General features: G+C 74.8%; 16 protein-coding genes. 8 read left to right on the top strand and 8 right to left on the bottom strand.

What is annotated here, in order from left to right:
• The first annotated feature begins 161 nt into the window (after nucleotides 1-161).
• Complete coding sequence (locus tag LIX60_RS24280) at nucleotides 162-1,631, top strand: aminotransferase class V-fold PLP-dependent enzyme (RefSeq protein ID WP_227960557.1); 1,470 nt, start codon at nucleotides 162-164, stop codon at nucleotides 1,629-1,631.
• A 30-nt stretch (nucleotides 1,632-1,661) separates the two neighbouring features.
• Here the strand turns inward: LIX60_RS24280 and LIX60_RS24275 are convergent, their stop codons facing one another.
• Nucleotides 1,662-2,636 (bottom strand): carbohydrate kinase family protein, encoded by a 975-nt coding sequence (locus LIX60_RS24275; protein WP_227960555.1) that lies wholly within the window; start codon nucleotides 2,634-2,636, stop codon nucleotides 1,662-1,664.
• A 178-nt stretch (nucleotides 2,637-2,814) separates the two neighbouring features.
• Here LIX60_RS24275 and LIX60_RS24270 point away from each other — a divergent pair, with 178 nt between their 5' ends.
• Both LIX60_RS24270 and LIX60_RS24265 read left to right on the top strand, forming a co-directional pair.
• Complete coding sequence (locus tag LIX60_RS24270; protein WP_043470595.1) at nucleotides 2,815-3,054, top strand: hypothetical protein; 240 nt, start codon at nucleotides 2,815-2,817, stop codon at nucleotides 3,052-3,054.
• Between the two features lie 160 nt (nucleotides 3,055-3,214).
• The gene (locus LIX60_RS24265) at nucleotides 3,215-4,918 is read left to right on the top strand and encodes a hypothetical protein (protein WP_227960553.1); all 1,704 of its coding nucleotides are present in this window, start codon (nucleotides 3,215-3,217) and stop codon (nucleotides 4,916-4,918) included.
• A gap of 99 nt (nucleotides 4,919-5,017) precedes the next feature.
• Here LIX60_RS24265 and LIX60_RS24260 read toward each other — a convergent pair whose 3' ends face one another.
• On the bottom strand, nucleotides 5,018-5,374 hold the full coding sequence (locus LIX60_RS24260) for an iron-sulfur cluster assembly accessory protein (RefSeq protein WP_030543065.1): 357 nt from the start codon (nucleotides 5,372-5,374) through the stop codon (nucleotides 5,018-5,020).
• Nucleotides 5,375-5,631: 257 nt separating this feature from the next.
• On the opposite strand from LIX60_RS24260, the gene nadA reads away from it, so the two are divergent.
• Nucleotides 5,632-6,819, top strand: a complete 1,188-nt coding sequence (nadA, locus tag LIX60_RS24255) for a quinolinate synthase NadA (RefSeq protein ID WP_227960551.1) — start codon at nucleotides 5,632-5,634, stop codon at nucleotides 6,817-6,819.
• 116 nt (nucleotides 6,820-6,935) lie between these two features.
• Here the strand turns inward: nadA and LIX60_RS24250 are convergent, their stop codons facing one another.
• The 5 genes from LIX60_RS24250 to LIX60_RS24230 all read right to left on the bottom strand — a co-directional run bounded on the left by LIX60_RS24250 (nucleotide 6,936) and on the right by LIX60_RS24230 (nucleotide 13,931).
• Nucleotides 6,936-10,160, bottom strand: coding sequence for an efflux RND transporter permease subunit (locus tag LIX60_RS24250; protein ID WP_227960548.1), 3,225 nt, complete (start codon nucleotides 10,158-10,160; stop codon nucleotides 6,936-6,938).
• A 218-nt stretch (nucleotides 10,161-10,378) separates the two neighbouring features.
• Nucleotides 10,379-11,089: a response regulator transcription factor gene (locus LIX60_RS24245; protein ID WP_227960546.1), complete on the bottom strand. Its 711-nt coding sequence runs from the start codon at nucleotides 11,087-11,089 to the stop codon at nucleotides 10,379-10,381.
• On the bottom strand, nucleotides 11,086-12,549 hold the full coding sequence (locus tag LIX60_RS24240; RefSeq protein ID WP_374117906.1) for a sensor histidine kinase: 1,464 nt from the start codon (nucleotides 12,547-12,549) through the stop codon (nucleotides 11,086-11,088). The genes LIX60_RS24245 and LIX60_RS24240 overlap by 4 nt, the downstream gene beginning before the upstream one ends.
• Before the next feature lie 99 nt (nucleotides 12,550-12,648).
• On the bottom strand, nucleotides 12,649-12,927 hold the full coding sequence (locus LIX60_RS24235; protein ID WP_019709403.1) for a hypothetical protein: 279 nt from the start codon (nucleotides 12,925-12,927) through the stop codon (nucleotides 12,649-12,651).
• Between the two features lie 167 nt (nucleotides 12,928-13,094).
• Nucleotides 13,095-13,931, bottom strand: a complete 837-nt coding sequence (locus tag LIX60_RS24230; RefSeq protein WP_227960544.1) for a PspA/IM30 family protein — start codon at nucleotides 13,929-13,931, stop codon at nucleotides 13,095-13,097.
• 337 nt (nucleotides 13,932-14,268) lie between these two features.
• Between LIX60_RS24230 and LIX60_RS24225 the strand changes: the two genes are divergently transcribed.
• The gene (locus LIX60_RS24225; RefSeq protein ID WP_050364597.1) at nucleotides 14,269-14,862 is read left to right on the top strand and encodes a DUF3043 domain-containing protein; all 594 of its coding nucleotides are present in this window, start codon (nucleotides 14,269-14,271) and stop codon (nucleotides 14,860-14,862) included.
• 119 nt (nucleotides 14,863-14,981) lie between these two features.
• Complete coding sequence (locus LIX60_RS24220) at nucleotides 14,982-15,716, top strand: class I SAM-dependent methyltransferase (RefSeq protein WP_374117905.1); 735 nt, start codon at nucleotides 14,982-14,984, stop codon at nucleotides 15,714-15,716.
• Between the two features lie 175 nt (nucleotides 15,717-15,891).
• On the opposite strand, the gene LIX60_RS24215 is transcribed toward LIX60_RS24220, so the two are convergent.
• Nucleotides 15,892-16,101 carry a hypothetical protein gene (locus LIX60_RS24215; RefSeq protein WP_030543074.1) on the bottom strand — a complete coding sequence of 70 codons (210 nt, stop codon included), beginning with the start codon at nucleotides 16,099-16,101 and terminating at the stop codon, nucleotides 15,892-15,894.
• Between the two features lie 194 nt (nucleotides 16,102-16,295).
• On the opposite strand from LIX60_RS24215, the gene LIX60_RS24210 reads away from it, so the two are divergent.
• Both LIX60_RS24210 and cobT read left to right on the top strand, forming a co-directional pair.
• On the top strand, nucleotides 16,296-17,498 hold the full coding sequence (locus tag LIX60_RS24210; RefSeq protein WP_227960542.1) for a bifunctional adenosylcobinamide kinase/adenosylcobinamide-phosphate guanylyltransferase: 1,203 nt from the start codon (nucleotides 16,296-16,298) through the stop codon (nucleotides 17,496-17,498).
• A gap of 106 nt (nucleotides 17,499-17,604) precedes the next feature.
• Nucleotides 17,605-18,819 (top strand): nicotinate-nucleotide--dimethylbenzimidazole phosphoribosyltransferase, encoded by a 1,215-nt coding sequence (gene cobT, locus LIX60_RS24205; protein WP_227960540.1) that lies wholly within the window; start codon nucleotides 17,605-17,607, stop codon nucleotides 18,817-18,819.
• Nucleotides 18,820-19,002 lie beyond the last annotated feature (183 nt).

The raw sequence follows: 19,002 nt of genomic DNA, 5'->3' as shown, positions 1-19,002 counted from the left end.
TGCCCAACGCGCCGCGCGACTCCCCGAAGGTGGGGAACGCGGCCCTCCGCACCCCGTGAGCGGGGGCCTTTCGGGAGGTCGCGGGGCCCAGAACGGCCCTGCCCGGGCGCCCGTACGGGACGGGCGTGTCGGACCCGCCGGGCAGGGGTTAGCGTCGGGGCGTGGCCTACTTCGACTCCGCCTCCTCCGTGCCGCTCCACCCCGTCGCCCGGCAGGCCCTGCTCGCCGCGCTCGACGAGGGCTGGGCCGACCCGGCACGGCTCCACCGCGAGGGCCGGCGCGCCCGGATGCTGCTCGACGCGGCCCGGGAGACCGCCGCCGAGGCGGCCGGCTGCCGGCCCGACGAACTGGTCTTCACCTCCTCCGGCACCCGGGCGGTGTACGACGGGATGGCCGGCGCCCTCGCGGGCCGCCGGCGCGTCGGGCGGCATCTGCTCGTCTCGGCCGTCGAACACTCCTGCGTCCTGCAGTCGGCCGCCGCCCACGCCGCGGACGGCGGCACCGTGGAGGAGGTCGGCGTGGACCGGACCGGCCGGGTGGACGCCGGGCGCTACGCCGGGGCGCTGCGCGCGGACACCGCGCTCGCCTGCCTCCAGTCCGCCAACCACGAGGTGGGCACCGAGCAGCCGGTGGCCGAGGTCGCCGAGGCGTGCCGGGACGCCGGGGTGCCACTGCTCGTGGACGCCGCGCAGTCGCTGGCGTGGGGGCCGGTGGACGGCGGCTGGTCGCTGCTGACGGCGAGCGCCCACAAATGGGGCGGGCCGCCCGGGGTCGGGCTGCTGGCCGTACGGAAGGGCGTGCGGTTCGCGCCGCGCGGGCCGGCGGACGAGCGGGAGTCGGGCCGCGCCGCGGGCTTCCCGAACATCCCGGCGGTGCTGGCCGCGGCCGCTTCGCTCCGTGCCGTGCGGCAGGAGGCGGAGGGGGAGGCGGCGCGGCTGCGGGCCCTGGTGGACCGGATCCGGGCGCGGGTGCCGGAACTGGTGCCGGATGTCGAGGTGGTGGGCGATCCGGTGCGGCGGCTGCCGCATCTCGTCACCTTCTCCTGTCTCTATGTCGACGGGGAGGCCCTGCTGCACGGACTGGACCGGCGGGGCTTCTCGGTCTCCTCGGGCTCCTCCTGCACGGCGAGCACGCTGGTGCCCAGTCATGTGCTGCGCGCCATGGGAGTGCTGTCCGAGGGCAACGTCCGGGTGTCCCTGCCGGCCGGGACCGCCGCGGAGGACGTCGAGCGGTTCCTCGCCGTCCTGCCGGAGACAGTGGGCGAGGTGCGGGGCCGACTGGGGGCGCCCCTGCCGGAGGAGGAGGCCGCGGGGGCCGGGGCGGAGCGGGCCCCGGCGGAGCGGGCCGAGCCCGCGGAAGGCGCCGCTCCGGAAGCGGCCGGGGCGGAGGGGCCCGGCGCCGAAGAGCCCGCGCTGACCGTGGACGCGCTGGGACGGCGGTGCCCGGTCCCGGTGATCGAGCTCGCCAAGGTCATCGGGGAGGTGCCGGACGGCGCGCTCGTCGCCGTCCTGGCCGACGACGAGGCCGCGCGCCTGGACATCCCGGCCTGGTGCGCCATGCGGGACCAGGAGTACGCGGGCGAACGCCCGGCGGAGCGCGGTGCGGTGTACCTGGTGCGCCGCCGGGCTTAGGACCGGGCAGTCCCCGGGGAGCCCGCCGGCTCAGGTCAGATGGGCCCGGACCTCGGCCGCGGCCTCGTGGCCGTACGCCTTGGTGAAGCGGTCCATGAAATGGGCGCGGCGCAGTTCGTACTCCTGGGTGCCGACGGTCTCGATGACGAGGGTCGCCAGCATGCAGCCGATCTGGGCGGCGCGCTCCAGGCCGACGCCCCAGGCGACGCCCGCCAGGAAGCCGGCGCGGAAGGCGTCGCCGACGCCGGTCGGGTCGGCCTTGGCCTCCTCCTCGGCGGTGCCGACCTCGATCGGCTCCTCCCCGCTCCGCTCGATCCGCACGCCGTTGGCCCCGAGGGTGGTGACACGGGTGCCGACCCGGCCCAGGATCTCCTCGGAGGTCCAGCCGGTCTTGGACTCGATGAGTCCCTTCTCGTACTCGTTGGCGAAGAGATAGGTGGCGCCGTCGAGGAGTATCCGGATGTCCTCGCCGGTCATCCGGGCGATCTGCTGGGAGAAGTCGGCGGCGAAGGGGATGTTCCGGGTCCGGCACTCCTCGGTGTGGCGGAGCATCGCCTCCGGGTCGTTCGCGCCGATGAGGACGAGGTCCAGCCCCCCGACCCGGTCGGCGACCGACTTCAGCTCGATCAGGCGGGCCTCGCTCATCGCGCCCGTGTAGAAGGAGCCGATCTGGTTGTGGTCGGTGTCCGTGGTGCAGACGAAGCGGGCGGTGTGCAGCATCTCGGAGATCCGCACCGAGCCGGTGTCCACGCCGTGCCGCTCCAGCCAGGCGCGGTACTCGTCGAAGTCCGGTCCGGCGGCGCCGACCAGGACGGGGCGGACGCCGAGCTGCCCCATGCCGAAGGAGATGTTGGCGCCGACGCCGCCGCGCCGCACGTCCAGGGCGTCGACCAGGAAGGAGAGCGAGACCGTGTGGAGCTGGTCGGCGACGAGCTGGTCGGCGAAGCGGCCGGGGAAGGTCATCAGATGGTCGGTGGCGATGGAGCCGGTGACAGCGATACGCACGGCGGGCTTCTCCTGCGGGCGGCGGAAGGGGACGGTTCACGCTACCCGGTCCGGGCGGCGCCTCCGACCGGTGAAAACTACCCGATAGTAGGGCTTTCTTCGCCCGGGCCGGGATGCATACGGTGCGAGGAGACAGGCGTTCCGCCTGTGCGGTTCCCAGCCCGGCCCAGGAGTCGTCATGCCGATCACACCGCACCACCCCGGATCCCCCGCGCTGCCGGTCACCACCGACCCCACGCCGCTGGAGCTGGACGGCGGACTGGCCGAACTCCGCGGCGACTGCTCGCGGATGGCCCCGCACTGGCGGGCGGGCGCCGCGGCGCACGCCGAGCCCGTACCGCCGTCGCGGATCCACGGCGTCCGGGTCCCGGCCTCCTCCGCGCGGCTTCTGGACGGAATGTCGGAGTACGGCGACTGAGTCCGTCCGGATAGCGGAATCCCCGCACCCGAAAGGGGGAACCGTACGCTCCTCCGCTCCGTCCCATCGGCGTGTCCCGGTCAAGGGGCGCGAGAGGGACCGATACGCGGACCGGCGCGCACCGCCGTCCCGCGTCGAGCGGAGCGATAGGAGCGATGCGGTGAGCACCCAGCGACCTCCGGAGGACGCACCGGAGCAGCACGCCCCGGACAGGCCGCGGCAGCGGCGTTCCACGATCATCGCCGCGTCGGTCGCGGTGGCGGTGCTGCTCGCCGGCGGTGGCGGGGCGTACTGGGCCTCCACCGCGGGCGACGGCGGTTCGGCGCCCGCGGCGGGCGACCCCCCTCCCCTGCGGCTGGACGGATACGGCGGAGCGGCGGAGGGCCCGGGGGTCGCCCCCGGCGAACCGGACCCCGCCGGACGCACCTACATCGCGGAGGGCGAGCTTCCGGACGGCCCGGACTCCGCCCCCGTGCACCATCCCCGGGGCGAGGTCGGCCGCGCCGCCGCCGAGCGGCTGGCGCGGGCCCTGGACGTGCCGGGCCCGGCGCGACTGGCCGGTGACACCTGGAAGTTCGGCCCGCTCCGGGACGCGACGGGCCCGAAGCTGGACGTCGCCAGGAACGCTCCCGGCACCTGGACGTACCAGCGCTACGGCCCGGGCGGCAGCGACGACTGCGCGGAGCCGCCGGCCGGGCCGGAGAAGAAGGAGAAGGAGCAGGACGGGCCCGGGAAGGGGTCCGGCTCGGACAGCTCCTCCTCGTCCACGAAGTGCCCCGTACCGCCGGACGGCCCCGCCGAGGGCGAGCCCGTCTCCGAGGCGGAGGCGAAGAGCGCCGCCCGGCCCGTGCTGAAGGCCGCCGGCCTGGCGGACGCTGCTGTGGACGCCGGTACGGCCATGGGCGCCGTACGGGTGGTGAACGCCGACCCGGTGGTGGACGGTCGGCCCACCTACGGCCGGCACACCGGCCTGCGGATCGGGCCGGGGGGTGATGTGGTCGGCGGCAGCGGGCATCTGGCGGAGCTCGAGAAGGGCCCCGAGTATCCGCTGCTGGGCGCGGAGGAGGCGCTGGAGCGGCTCAACAGGTCCGCGGGCGGCGGACGGATCGGCTTCGGCGGCTGCGCCTCTGCGGTACCGCACGTGGACGGCTCCGGACCGGGGAGCCCGACCTGCGGGGAGCCCCCCGCCGCGCCGAGCACCCTGCCCGCGCCGGTCCGGTCCGGCCAGGACGATCCGGCGCAGGACGGCCCCGCACAGGACGATCCCGCACAGGACGGCCCCGCCGCCGAGGAGGGTTCCGGCGGAGAGAACACCGAGCGGAGCGAGCCGGGCCGGAGTACCCCGGCGAAGCCCGGGCCGGCCACGGTACGGAAGGCCGTCTTCGGCTACGCGGCGCATTTCGTGGCCGGGAAGCAGGCCCTGGTGCCCGCCTGGCTGTTCACCGTGGAGGCGCCGGGCGCGGGCGAGGGTGACACCTTCACGGTGACCTATCCGGCGGTGAAGCCGGAGCACATCGCGGGGAACGGCGGCTCGTCCGCCCCCGGGGACCGGCCGACCTCCGGGCCCGCCGAGCCGGGCGAGCCGGGTGGCGACGAGGACCTGACCCGGGTGGAGACCTACAGCGCGGACGGCCGGAAGCTGACGGTCCGCTTCTGGGGCGGGGTCTGCACCGACTACGAACTGTCGGCCGAGAGCACCGAGCAGCGGGTCACCGTCCGGATCACCGGCACCGAGAAGGAACCGGGCCGCGCCTGCGTCAAGATGGCGAAGATGATGAAGGAGACGGTGGAGCTCAAGGAGCCGCTGGGCGACCGGCAGGTCGTGGACGCCGCGGACGGCGAGCGCGTCCCGCGGAAGAAGTGAGCGCCCCCGGCCTCCCGCGGCGGGGACGGCCGGGCACGCCGGAGGCGGCGGACCGCACGGTCCGCCGCCTCCGGTATGTCCCGCGTCCGGCCGGCCGGGTCAGCTGAACGAGTCGCCGCAGGCGCAGGAACCGGTGGCGTTGGGGTTGTCGATGGTGAAGCCCTGCTTCTCGATGGTGTCGACGAAGTCGATGGAGGCACCGCCCAGGTAGGGAGCGCTCATCCGGTCGGTGACGACCTTGACCCCGTCGAAGTCCTTCACGACGTCGCCGTCGAGGGAACGCTCGTCGAAGAAGAGCTGGTAGCGGAGACCGGAACAGCCCCCGGGCTGCACCGCGACCCGCAGCGCGAGGTCGTCGCGGCCCTCCTGCTCCAGCAGCGCCTTGACCTTGCTCGCGGCCGCGTCGGACAGGAGGATGCCGTCACTCGCGGTGGTCTTCTCGTCCTGAACGGACATCTGCTTCTCTCCCGGGTTGTACGGATCGCTTGCCGTCGGCTCAACCCACGGCGCCCCGGATTCATTCCGGGCGGCGGTATCGCCATCACTTCCGCTGTTCATGCTCGCACACCCGCCCGGAAGGAGACAGTTCCGGCCGGGCCCGCCCGCCGGACGGATGCGCCACATCGACACAAGCGGCATCGTCAACGTGACGTGAAGCGGTTATGATAGATAGCGTCATTCAGACGAAAAGGGTGTCTGCAGAACAGGAAAAGGTGCGTGCAGTGACCACCGCCCAGCCTCTCGACGTGTCTCCGACACCGCTCGCTCTCCTCCTGCTCGGCCGCGAGGCCGACCCCGGGAGCGAACGCGGTGTGGAATGCCCCGGCGATCTGCCCGCGCCGTCCGACCCGGACCTCGTGGCCCGCGCCGCGGCGGCCAAGGCGAAGCTCGGGGACAAGGTCTTCGTCCTCGGCCACCACTACCAGCGGGACGAGGTCATCCAGTTCGCCGATGTGACCGGTGACTCCTTCAAGCTCGCCCGGGAGGCCGCCGCACGGCCGCAGGCCGAGTACATCGTCTTCTGCGGTGTGCACTTCATGGCCGAGTCCGCGGACATCCTCACCGGCGACGCCCAGCAGGTCGTCCTCCCCGACCTCGCCGCGGGCTGCTCGATGGCCGACATGGCCAGCGCCGAGCAGGTCGCCGAGTGCTGGGACGTGCTGACCGACGCGGGCATAGCCGGGTCGACCGTGCCCGTCTCGTACATGAACTCCTCCGCCGACATCAAGGCCTTCACCGGGCGCAACGGCGGCACGATCTGCACCTCCTCCAACGCCCGGCGGGCGCTCGACTGGGCGTTCGAGCAGGGCGAGCGGGTGCTCTTCCTCCCCGACCAGCATCTCGGCCGCAACACCGCCGTACGGGACCTGGGCCTGTCCCTCGACGACTGCGTGGTCTACAACCCGCACAAGCCGAACGGCGGGCTGACCACCGAGGAGCTGCGCTCCGCGAAGATGATCCTGTGGCGCGGGCACTGCTCGGTGCACGGCCGCTTCTCGCTGGACTCGGTCAACGAGGTGCGCGAGCGGGTGCCGGGCGTCAATGTCCTGGTGCACCCGGAGTGCCGCCACGAGGTCGTCGCCGCGGCCGACTACGTCGGGTCGACGGAGTACATCATCAAGACCCTGGAGGCCGCGCCCGCCGGGTCGAAGTGGGCGATCGGCACGGAGCTCAACCTCGTCCGCCGGCTGGCGAACCGTTTCGCCGCCGAGGACAAGCAGATCTCCTTCCTCGACAAGACGGTCTGCTTCTGCTCGACGATGAACCGGATCGATCTGCCGCACCTGGTCTGGGCCCTGGAGTCGCTGGCGGACGGCAGGGTCGTCAACCGCATCCAGGTGGACCGGGAGACGGAGAAGTACGCGAAGGTCGCGCTGGAGCGGATGCTCGCCCTGCCGTAGCCGCGGCCCGACGGCGAGCGAGAGGCCCGCCCCGCACCGTCCTGGTGCGGGGCGGGCCTCTCGCCGTCGGCCTTCCGCCGTTCGGGCTCCCGCCGTCCGGCCTCCCGGCCTGCGCGTCAGACGCCGGCCGGCTCGGCCTCCCTGGCGCCGTCCGGCGAGCCGGACTCCCCCGCCGGGCCCTCACCGGACCGCTCCCGCCGGGCGGCCCGCTTCGCCGCGCGGCGCTCCTTGCGGAGCTCGACCATCGCGTAGAGCGTCGGCACCAGCAGCAGCGTGAGCAGCGTCGAGGTGACCAGGCCGCCGATCACCACCACGGCCAGCGGCTGCGAGATGAACCCGCCGTCGCCGGTGACGGCGAGCGCCATCGGCAGCAGGGCGAAGATCGTGGCGAGGGCCGTCATCAGGATGGGCCGCAGCCGGTGCCGGCCGCCCTCGATCACCGCCTCGACGATCCCGTACCCCTGGGCCCGGTACTGGTTGACGAGGTCGATCAGCACGATGGCGTTGGTGACCACGATGCCGATCAGCATCAGCATGCCGATCAGCGCAGGGACGCCCATCGGGGTGCCGGTCAGCACCAGCAGGCCCAGCGCGCCGGTGGCCGCGAACGGGACGGACACCAGCAGGATCAGCGGCTGGACCAGCGACTTGAAGGTCGCCACCAGCAGCATGAAGACGATGGCGATGGCCGCCAGCATGGCCAGCCCCAGCGCGGAGAACGCCTCGTCCTGGTCCTGCGAGACGCCGCCGATCTCGGCCTCGGCGCCCTCGGGCAGGTCCAGGGCATCGAGCGTCGTCCGGAGTTCGGCGCTCACCGCCCCGGTGTTGTCACCGGCCGGCTTGGCGGTGACGGTCGCGGCGCGGGCGCCGTCGATCCGGGTGGTGCTCACGGGGCCGGGCACCGACTCGATCTCCGCGACCTCCGTGAGCCGTACCGGGCCCGCGGGGGTGGGCAGCTCCAGCCCGCGCAGCCCGGCCTCGGTGGTGACGGGCCGCGCGGACTTCACCACGACCTCGCGCTCGGCGTTGCCCAGCACCGCCGTGCCCGCGGTGGTGCCGCGGACGGCCTGGGTCACGGCCTGGCCGAGGGCGCTCTCCGTGAAGCCGTACCGGGCGGCCTCCGGCTTGGCCGAGACGGAGATCCGGGGCACGGACCGCGACAGGTCGCTCTGGACGTCCGTGACGCCGTCGAGCTCCGCCACCGCGTCGCGGACCCGGTCGGCGGCCTCGCGCAGCACCTCCGCGTCGGCCGCCTTGACGACGACGCTCAGGTTCTGGTTGCCGAAGCCGTCGCCGGCGGAGACGGTGGTCTCCCCGATGTCCTCGCCGAGACCGGCCAGGCCCTCCCGGATCCTGTCGACGACGACGGCGGATCCGTCCGAGTCCTTCAGCCGGACCTGGTACGTCGCCTGGTTGGCGTCCCGGCCGCCGCCGAAGGCCGCCATGATGCCGGAGGAGCCGACGGTGACCTGGTGGTCGGCGACCTCGTCGATGCCGTCGAGCATCCGCTCGATCTTCGCGGCGGCCTCGTCCGAGGCGGAGAGGCCGGTGCCGGGGGGCAGTTCCTGCTTGATGGAGACGGTGTCGGTGGCCCCGGGGTCGAAGAAGTTGGTCTTGAGCAGCGGCGTGATGCCGAAGGTGCCGGCGAGCACCGCCGCGGCGATGAGCAGGCTGGTGACCCGGCGGCGGGTGGCGAAGCGCAGCACTGGCACATAGGCGCGCTGCAGCAGGCTGCCCGCCTCCTTCTCCTCGGCCTCGCGGCGCAGCGTCTCCGGGTCGGTCCCCGTACCGCCGTCCGCGGCCCCGGGGGCGCGGAGGAACCAGTACGAGAGCACCGGCACGATCGTCAGCGAGACGATCAGCGAGGCGAGCAGGGCGACCGTCACCGTCAGGGAGAACTCGCCGAACAGTGCGCCGACCATGCCGCCGACCAGCCCGACCGGGAGGAAGACGGCCACGGTGGTGAGGGTCGAGGAGGTGATGGCCCCCGACACCTCGCGGACGGCGCCGAGGATGGCCCGCTGCCGCTCCTCTCCGTAGCCCAGGTGCCGCTTGATGTTCTCCAGGACGACGATCGAGTCGTCGACGACCCGGCCGACGGCGATGGTCAGCGCGCCCAGCGTGAGCATGTTGAGCGACAGGTCGCCGGACCAGAGCACCACCAGGGTGACCACCACGGAGAGCGGGATGGACACCGCCGTCACCAGCGTCGAGCGCAGCGACACCAGGAAGACGAGGATGACGATCACGGCCATGACGAGGCCGAGGAGCCCCTCGGTGGTCAGGCTCTCGATCGACTTGGAGACCGCGGGCCCCTGGTCGCTGACGACGGTCAGCCCGGCGCCGGAACCGAGGCTCCGCTCCAGCTCGGGCAGGGTCTCGGCGACGGCCTCGGAGATGGCGACGGCGCTGCCGTCCTGGCCCATGGTGAGGACGACGCCGAGGCTGGGCTCACCGTTGGTGCGGGTGAGCGAGGTGGCCTCGTCCGGCCGCTCCTCGACCTCCGCGACGTCACCGAGGCGGACGGGGGCCGCGGCCCGTTCCGCTCCGGCGGCGCCCGCGGCCCCCGCCGCGGCCGGGCCGCTCGGCTCGCCCGCCGCCGGGGTGAGGCGCAGGTCCTCGATCTCCTTCAGGCTCGTGTAGCCGCCGCCGACGCGCACCGTGCGGTTCCGGCCGTCCTCGTCGAACGACCCGGCGGGCATCGTGGCGCCGTTCGCCTGCAGTGCCCGGGTCAGCGCCGCGGTGCTCAGCCCGGCCCGGGCGAGCTTCTTCTCGTCCGGGGTGACGGCGACGATCCGGTCGCGCACGCCCTCCAGGGTGACCTGGCCGACGCCCTCGATGTCCGACAGCACGGGCAGCACCGAACGCTCCAGGCGGCCGGCCAGCGCCTGCTGGTCCTCCTCGCCGGAGGTGGCGGCGAGCACGACGGCCGGGATGTCGTCCGTGGAGCCCGCGACGACCTGCGGGTCGACGCCGTCCGGCAGCTGGGAGCGGGCCCGGTTCACGGCCTGCTGGACATCGGCGACGATCCGGTCGGTGCCGTCCCCGTAGTCGAACTGCGCCATGATCACCGCGGAGCCCTCGCCCGCCGTGGAGGTGACGCCGGTGATGCCGTCCACCGCCTGGACGCCGTCCTCCAGCGGGACGACGACCTGCTTCTCCACCACATCGGGGGCCGCGCCCGGATACGGGGCGATCACCGACACCATCGGCAGTTCGATCGAGGGCAGCAACTGCTGCTTGAGCTGGGGTATCGCGATGGCCCCGAAGACCACCGCGACGATCGCCATGAGGGCGACCAGCCCCCGTTGGACGAGGCTGATACGGGACAGCCAGGACATGGGTGCGGGTCTCGCTTTCCGGAGGTTCGTCGGATCCGGCTCCCGGGGACACGTCCCGGGAGGGCACGCCGGACGGCGCCGGGCGGGCACGGCCGGCCGGCGGAAGGGCCTGGGGCCCGCCCCTACGATCCCCCATGCCGGCGGCGGCTTCCTCAGCCCCCGGGGCGGTTCCGCCGGCGGCGCGTACCACGGACGCAGTACGCGCCGCGCACCCCGGGCTACACCCTCGGCCGTACCAGGCCCGACTCGTAGGCGATCACGACCAGTTGGGCCCGGTCGCGGGCGCCGAGCTTGGCCATCGCCCGGTTGACGTGGGTCTTCACGGTCAGCGGGGAGACGGTGAGGCGCTCGGCGATCTCGCCGTTCGACAGCCCCGCCGCGACGAGGCCCAGCACCTCCCGCTCCCGGCCGGTGAGGACGTCCAGCCGGCCGGCGCCGTCGCCCCGCCCGGCGCCGCCGTCACCGCCGCCGCCCGCGGACGGTTCGCCGGGGGGCACGCCCTGGGAGAGGAAGGAGGCGATGAGCGCGGTGGTCGCCGCCGGCGACAGCAGCGACTCCCCCGCCGCGACGGTACGGATCGCGGCCAGCAGCTCCCCCGGTTCCGCGCCCTTGCCGAGGAACCCGGAGGCGCCCGCCCGGAGCGACTCCACCACGTACTCGTCCACCTCGAACGTCGTCAGCATCACCACCCGCACCCCGGACAGCTCCGGATCGGCGCTGATCAGACGGGTGGCGGCGAGCCCGTCGGTGCCGGGCATCCGGATGTCCATGAGCACGATGTCGGCCCGGCGCTCCCCGGCCAGCCGGACGGCCTCCGCGCCGTCGGACGCCTCGCCCACGACCTCCATGCCGGGCTCGGAGTCGACGAGGATCCGGAAGGCGCTGCGCAGCAGGGCCTGGTCGTCGGCGAGCAGCACGCGGATGGTCACAACGCTCCCTCTCTCCGCCGCGCGCCCCGGCAGGCGGCGTCGGCGGACGCCTTCGCCGCGGCGTCCGCGGCGGCTATCCCGTCGGCGGTGAGCGGCAGGCGTACGTGGACCCGGAAGCCGCCCCCGCGGCGCGGGCCCGTCTCGCACACCCCGCCGAGCGCCGCCACCCGCTCCCGCATCCCGAGCAGGCCGTGACCGCCGGGGGGACCGGAGGCGGCGGACTCCCCGCCGTCCGGGCCGGGCGGGTCCCCGTGCGGAGTCCCGCGGTCCGGTCCGCGCTGCGGGCCCGGCCGGCCGCCCGGATCCGTCCCGCCGGGGGCCGCGGCAGCGGCGGCGCCCGCCCCGTCGTCGAGGACGCTGACCTCCAGGACCCCCGCGCCCCGCGCTATCCGGACCAGGGCGGCGGCGCCCTCCCCCGCGTGCTTGTGCGTATTGGTCAGCGCCTCCTGCACCACCCGGTACGCCGTGAGGTCCACCGCCGCGGGCAGCTCCCCGGTCACGGCCGCGGCCTGCTCCGCGCGGCGGCTGAACCAGGGGCCGCGCGGCTCGGTGGAGGACACCTCCACCTCCACCGGCAGCCCCGTCCGGGCGAAGCCGCCGACGAGCTGGTCCAGCACGCCCAGGCCGGGGGCGGGCTCCGTCGGGGCCTCCGGGTCGCCGTACTGCCGGAGCAGGCCGACGGTGGTGCGCAGCTCGTTCAGCGCCGAGCGGCTCGCCTCCCGCACATGGGCCAGCGCCTCCTTGGCCTGGTCGGGGCGGTTGTCCATGACGTGCGCGGCGACCCCCGCCTGCACATTGACCAGGGCGATGTGGTGGGCGACCACGTCGTGCAGCTCACGGGCGATCCGCATGCGCTCCTCGGCCACCCGGCGGCGGGCCTCCTCCTCGCGGGTCCGCTCGGCCCGTTCGGCGCGCTCCCGGATGGCGTCGACGAACGCGCGGCGGCTGCGGACGGCGTCACCGGCGGCCGCGGCCATGCCCATCCAGGCGGAGAGGGCCAGATTCTGCTGCCCGTACCAGGGGCGCGGGCCGAACAGCGCGGCCGCCGTGGTGAGCGCGACGACGGCCACGGCCCCGGCCCGCCAGGTCGTCGAACGGTCGGTGCGGGAGCCGACGGTGTAGAGGGCGACGGCCGCGGTCAGCGCGACCGGTGTGCCCTCCTCACCGGGTCCGGTGACCAGTTCGAGAAGCGTGAGGGCGCCGGTGCAGACGAGGACCCGGGCCGGCATCCGGCGGCGCAGGATCAGCGCCGAGCAGGCGAGCACCGCGATGACGACACTGGAGGGCTCGGGGGTGCGCTCCGAGAACCGGGGCTGCCCGTACGGCTTGTGGCCCACCGCCAGGGCGACGAGGACCAGCACGAGCAGGACACCGGCGAGCACGGCGTCGACCGCGAGGGGGTGCGAGCGCAGCCAGCGCTGCGAGCGGGCCATGCCCGGACCGGCGGCGAGGGTTGTCACGACAGGAACGGTACGGGGTCCGGCGGCTGCCCGTGACCGGACCGGCTCCGGTACCCGTACCGGGGCGGACCGGCCGGGGCGGCCTCCGGGGACCCGCCCTCAGCTCGGAATGAGCCCTTCGTCGCCCAGCATCTCCCGGACCTCGTCCAGGGTGGCGTCGGGCGACGGAAGGATCAGCTCGGAGGGTTCCAGGGCGTCGTCCGGCAGGGGCTCGCCGAACTCCCGCACGGCGTCGAGCAGCGCGTGAAGGGTGCGGCGGAAGCCCGGTTCGTCACCGCCCTCCATCTCCGCGAGCAGCTCGTCGTCCAGCTTGTCGAGCTCGGCGAAGTGGCTGTCGGCCAGCCTCACCTGCCCCTCCCCCATGATCCGTACGATCACGACGACCTCCTCTGCCGCTGCCACTGCCGGCCCGCCGGGGCCGGTCCCGGTCTCCGGATGCCCGGTGCCGTGCTGCCTGCTGCCGTACGGCGGTCTCCGTTGGCGCCGGGTGCCGAGCCGCCCGGCGCGCTGCCGTTCCGCCGCCCCGGCGCCCCGACGCCCTGCTGTCAGTGCTTGCCGAAGTCCGGCGGGGTCTGCTGCTGATTCTGCGGCTGCTGGGCCTGCGGCGCCTGCTGGGGCTGCTGTCCCTGCGGCTGCTGCTGCGCGCCGCCGCCCTCGATGGCCTGCTGCTGGGTGCTGCCGCCGGCCAGCTCCGCCTTCATCCGCTGGAGCTCCAGCTCGACGTCCGTGCCGCCGGAGAGCCGGTCCAGCTCGGCCGCGATGTCGTCCTTCGCCATGCCCGTCGGGTCGTCGAGCGCCCCGGAGGCCATCAGCTCGTCGATCGCGCCGGCCCGCGCCTGGAGCTGCGCGGTCTTGTCCTCGGCGCGCTGGATCGCCAGGCCGACGTCGCCCATCTCCTCGGAGATGCCGGAGAAGGCCTCCCCGATCCGGGTCTGCGCCTGGGCGGCGGTGTAGGTGGCCTTGATGGTCTCCTTCTTCGTACGGAAGGCGTCGACCTTGGCCTGCAGCCGCTGGGCGGCGAGGGTGAGCTTCTCCTCCTCGCTCTGCAGGGTCTGGTGCTGGGTCTCCAGGTCCGTCACCTGCTGCTGGAGCGCGGCCCGGCGGGACAGCGCCTCGCGGGCGAGGTCCTCCCGGCCGAGGGCGAGCGCCTTGCGGCCCTGGTCCTCCAGCTTGCTCGACTGGCTCTGCAGCTGGCCCAGCTGGAGTTCCAGCCGCTTGCGGGAGGTGGCGACGTCCGCGACGCCGCGGCGGACCTTCTGCAGCAGCTCCAGCTGCTTCTGGTACGAGTAGTCGAGGGTCTCGCGCGGGTCCTCCGCCCGGTCCAGGGCCTTGTTGGCCTTCGCGCGGAACAACATCCCCATCCGCTTCATGACACCGCTCATGGGTCTCGCGCGCCCCCTTCTCCGGGCTCGTCCTCGGGCAGTCCTCGGACCCACAGTAAGGGCCCTGCTTCCATTACCGCACTGATCGGCCGCGGATGCGCTCCTCCTGCAGGACGATCACGCGACGGCCTTCTCCGGCGCAGGGAGTAGGCCGGGGCCCCAAGGGTCTGGTACCCCGGCCCGCCCCGTCCCATGGGACCGGTCCGGTATCCCCGCTCTCCCGCGGTCCGGAACCGGCTCCGGCGACCGCGCGGAACCGGCCGGGGACCGACCGTTGCGGGATCGTGCCCAGTACGGGCTGTGGGCCGGCCCGTGGGACCCCGTACCCTTGGGTTTCGTGTTCCGTAGCCGTTCCAAGGATGAGCAGGCCGCCACCCCCCGGGTGGCCGCGAGCTCCAAGCAGCCCCGCGACCCGCAGGCCCCCAAGGGCCGGCCCACGCCCAAGCGCGCGGTCGCCCAGTCGCAGCGCCGCACCGTGGCCGCGACGCCGGCCAACCGCAAGGAGGCCTCCAAGCGCGCCCGGGAGGCCCGCCGCGCGGACCTCGCCCGGCAGCGCGAAGCCCTCGCCAGCGGTGACGAGCGCTATCTGCCGGCCCGGGACAAGGGCCCGGTCCGGCGCTTCGCCCGCGACTTCGTCGACTCCCGGTTCTGCGTCGCGGAGTTCTTCCTGCCGCTGGCGGTGATCATCCTCATTCTGAGCATGCTCCCGTCGATGCAGGTCAAGAACGCCTCGCTGCTGCTGTGGATGGGCGTGATCGTGATGATCGTGATCGACTCGATCGGCATCGGAGTCCGGCTGCGGAAGCAGCTGGCCGCCCGCTTCCCGGACGAGCCCCGCCGCGGAGCCGTGGCCTACGCCCTGATGCGCACCCTGCAGATGCGGCGGCTCCGGCTGCCCAAGCCGCAGGTCAAGCGCGGAGAGCGGCCCTGAGCACGGACAGTGCCGCGGGGGCGGGCCGGGCGACGGCCGAGACCGACTGGCAGCCCGACGGGGCGGCGAACTGGCTCGGCGGTCCGGAGGGGATCCGCAACACCGTCCGCCGGGAGCTCGTGGCCCGGCAGCTGGAGGAGCAGATCACCGCGCGCTTCCCGGTCGGGCAGCGGCTCAGGGTGCTCGACGTGGGCCTCGGCCACGGCACGCAGGCGCTGCGGCTGGCCCGGGCGGGCCACCGGATCACCGGTCTGGAGTCCCACGCGCCGCTGATCAAGGCCGTGCGCACCGCGCTGGCCGCCGAACCCGAGGGCATACGCGAGCGGTTCAAGCTGATCGAGGGCGACAGCCGCGAGACGGGCGTGCACTTCCTGCCCGGCAGCTTCGACGTGGTGCTCTGCCACGGGGTGCTGATGTACACGGAGCAGCCCGATCCCTTACTCGCCGGCCTCGCCCGGGTGCTGGCACCCGGCGGCCTGCTGTCGCTGCTCGTACGGAACGCCGACGCGCTGGCCATGCGCCCGGGGCTGGCGGGGGACTGGGAGACCGCGCTCTCCTCCTTCGACTCCACCACCTACGCCACCCGGGCCGGCCGCACCGCCCGCGCCGACCGGCTCGACGCGGTCTCCGCCACGCTCTCCGGGATCGGGGCCCCGCTGCACGCCTGGTACGGGGTGCGGGTGCTCACCGACCAGGTGGCCGACAACGCGCATCCGGGCAGCGTGCGCGAGCTGGAACTGATGCTGGCCGCCGAGGACCGGGCGGGGCGCACCGACCCCTACCGGTCGGTGGCGGCGCTGCTGCACGTGTGCGGGGTACGGGGAGCGCCGGGGGAAGCGGTGGCGGACGCGTAGTCCGCGCGGGGCGGCGGGGGCGCCAGTGCGGCTGTACCTCGTTCTCCCGGAGCCGTTCCGGGGGAGCTCCCGGCTTGTTACAGGCTTTTGCTTCCGTCCGGTGCGGGCTCCCGGATGGCGGGCGGGCGGGCCGGTACGCCGTCGGCGCCCCGCCCGCCCGCTCCGCCGCGCCGGTTCAGCCCTCGGCGGCGCTGAGGCTCATCGGGCCGTAGACCTCCGTGCCGTCCTCGAAGAGGGTGACCTGCTCGGTGCCGCCCTCCAGGAGTTCCTTCCACACTTCGCCGATCCAGGACTCCGCGTCGCCCTGGGTGCTGAACTCGCCCGGCTCGACCGCGGGTGCCGTCTCCGTCCCGTCGGACTTCTCGAACCGCCACGTCCACGCCATGTACGCCTCCCGGCTGCCGGCTCCTGTGATGAGGTGCTGCGTCCACCCTATGCGGCGGGCGGGCCGGCGCCCTCCTGTGCCCCCGGGGCCGCCGGCCCGGTGCCTCACCCCATCGCGGGACGGCGGGGGCGCACCCGGGGGCGCGCCCGGCAGGCCGTGCGCGCCACCGGCCCGGGACGCGAGACGATCAGGGCGTGGAACTCACTCTCCTCGGCACCGGGGCCCCGGGCGGGCTGCCGCTCCCGGGCTGCCCCTGCGCCTCTTGCGCGACCGCCGTGGGCGCGGACGCCCGGACCGCCACCTCGGTCTTCGTCGACGGCGCCCTCCTGCTCGACCTGCCCCCGGACGCCGTGCAGGCCGCCGCCCGCGCGGGGCGCTCCCTGCGGGGCGTACGGCAGGTGCTGCTCTCGCATCCGCACACCGGACCGGCCGTCGACGTGCCCGCCGGGCTGCCCGCTCCCGGACGGGTGCCGGACGGCCGCGAGCTGGCGCTGATCAGCGGGCACCGGGTGCGGGCGGTCGCGGTGGACGCCCCGGGCACCGGCTATTCGGTCACCGGGCCGGACGGCGACGACCTGCTGTACCTGCCGCCGGGCGCGGCACCGGCAGGCATGCCGCCGCGCCCGGCCCCGTACGGCGTGGTGCTGCTCGACGTCCTGGGCCGGCCCGAGGCGCTGGCCCGGCTGCGGGCGGCCGGGGCGGTCACGGCCGCCACCGATGTGATCGGCGTCCACCTCGGCCACGGGACACCGCCGGGCACCGAGCTGCACCGGCGGCTGTCGGCGGCGGGTGCCCGGGCCGTACCGGACGGCACGGCACTCGGCGCCCGGGGGCGTCCGGTGCCCCCCGCCCCGCCGCGGCGCACGCTCGTCCTGGGCGGCGCCCGGTCCGGCAAGTCGGCGGAGGCGGAGCGGAGACTGGAGTCGTTCCCGGAGGTGCTCTACGTGGCGACGGGCGGCACCCGCGAGGGGGACCGGGAGTGGGCGGCGCGGGTGTCGCTGCACCGCGAGCGCCGGCCGGGGAGCTGGCGGACGACGGAGACCTGCGACCTGGTGCCGCTGCTGGCCGGGGACGGCCCCCCGCTGCTGATCGACTGCCTCGCGCTGTGGCTGACGCACGCGATGGACGCGGTGGGCGCCTGGGACGACGAGGTGTGGGCGGCCGGAGGCGGCCAACGCGCCCTGCGGGCACGGACGGAGGCGCTGGTGTCCGCCGTCCGCTCCACCCGCCGCACCGTCGTGGCCGTCTCGAACGAGGTGGGCTCGGGGGTCGTCCCCGCCACCGCGTCGGGACGGCGCTTCCGGGACGAACTGGGCCGGCTGAACGCGGCCGTGGCGGCGGAGTGCGAACACGTCCTGCTGGTGGTCGCGGGGCAGGCCCTGCCGCTGCGCGGCTGAGCGGAGGAGCCGGGGTCCCGGCCACCCGCGCTCCCGTACCACGCCCGTGGCGGGAGCCCGCCCCGTGGCGTCCGGGCGGCTGCCCGGCGAGGGTAGGGTGCGGCGGATGAGCGGTCTGAATCTCGATGACTTCGGCAATCTGATCGAGCGCCCCGACTCCGGCGTACGGCGTGACGCCGAAGAGCGCAGGGAGCGGCTGGCCGTACGGCCCGGGGCCCTCGGACGGCTGGACGATCTCGGCGAGTGGCTCGCCGCCGCGCAGCACTCCGCCGCCGTCAGGCCGGTCGAACGGCCCCGCCTCGTGCTCTTCGCCGGTGACCACGGGGTGGCCGCGCTGGGCGTCTCCGGCCGTCCCGCCGGGAGCGCGCACCGGCTCGTGCGCGCCGTCCTCGACGGGGAGAGCCCGGCGGCGGTGCTGGCCCGGCGGTTCGGAGCCGGGATACGCGTCGTGGACATGTCCCTGGACTGCGACCCCGGCGACTTCCCCGAGGAGGTCGTACGCCACCGGGTGCGGCGCGGCTCGGGCCGGATCGACGTCGAGAACGCGCTCACCTCCGAGGAGGCCGAACAGGCGTTCCGCGCCGGGATGGCCGTCGCCGACGAGGAGGCCGACTCCGGCACCGACCTCGTGGTCCTCGGCGACCTCAGCGTCGGCGGCACCACCGCGGCGAGCACCCTCGTCGCCGCCCTCTGCGGCACCGACGCCTCCGTGGTGACCGGCCGCGGCGGCGCGGGCATCGACGACCTGGCGTGGATGCGCAAGTGCGCGGCGATCCGCGACGCGCTGCGCCGCGCCCGGCCGGTCCTCGGCGACCAGCTCGAACTGCTCGCGGCCACCGGCGGCGCGGACCTCACCGCCATGACCGGCTTTCTGCTCCAGTGCGCCGTACGCCGTACGCCGGTGATCCTGGACGGGGTGGTGTCGGCCGCCTGCGCGCTGGTCGGGCAGCGGGTGGCCTTCCGCGCCCCGGACTGGTGGCTGGCGGGCCAGGCGAGCGGCGAGCCCGCGCAGGAGAAGGCGCTGGACCGGATGGCCATGGACCCGCTGCTGGACCACGGGGTGACGGCGGGCGAGGGCACCGGCGCCCTGCTCGCCCTGCCGATGGTGCAGGCGGCGGCTGCCCTGCTGGCGGAACTCCCGGAAGAACGGCGCGAGGAGCGGCCGGACCCGGCACCGGCACCGGCACCGGAACACGGCACCGGCTCGGGATCGGACTCCCAGCCGGACTCCCAGCCGGGCTCGGTGCCGGACTCGGTGCGGGACTCGGAACCGGCCGCGGCACCCGCCGCCCCGGAACCGTCCGGCGACGGAACGGCCTGACGGACGGCAGGCAGGACGCGACGGCGCCAGGGCGGCGGGGCGGCCGCGCGCCGGGGAACGGATACCGGGGCAGTGACCGGCCCGGCCTTCCGCCCCGGCATCGGCTGCGGGGCGAGCCGAGGACCGCCGTGCCCCGTCTCCCCGGGCCCGGCCGGAATCCGTGCGGCACCGGCCGTTGGCGAG

Source organism: Streptomyces sp. S07_1.15, assembly GCF_020739505.1.
Classification (GTDB): domain Bacteria; phylum Actinomycetota; class Actinomycetes; order Streptomycetales; family Streptomycetaceae; genus Streptomyces; species Streptomyces xinghaiensis.
This window is presented reverse-complemented; position numbering and strand designations above follow the sequence as displayed.

Bases quoted from the DNA above. Each gene is read 5' to 3' on its own strand.
- LIX60_RS24270 (WP_043470595.1), top strand. From the start codon at position 2,815: ATGCCGATCACACCGCACCACCCCGGATCCCCCGCGCTGCCGGTCACC.
- LIX60_RS24260 (WP_030543065.1), bottom strand. From the start codon at position 5,374: ATGTCCGTTCAGGACGAGAAGACCACCGCGAGTGACGGCATCCTCCTG.
- LIX60_RS24250 (WP_227960548.1), bottom strand. From the start codon at position 10,160: ATGTCCTGGCTGTCCCGTATCAGCCTCGTCCAACGGGGGCTGGTCGCC.
- LIX60_RS24230 (WP_227960544.1), bottom strand. From the start codon at position 13,931: ATGAGCGGTGTCATGAAGCGGATGGGGATGTTGTTCCGCGCGAAGGCC.
- LIX60_RS24215 (WP_030543074.1), bottom strand. From the start codon at position 16,101: ATGGCGTGGACGTGGCGGTTCGAGAAGTCCGACGGGACGGAGACGGCA.
- cobT (WP_227960540.1), top strand. From the start codon at position 17,605: ATGAGCGGTCTGAATCTCGATGACTTCGGCAATCTGATCGAGCGCCCC.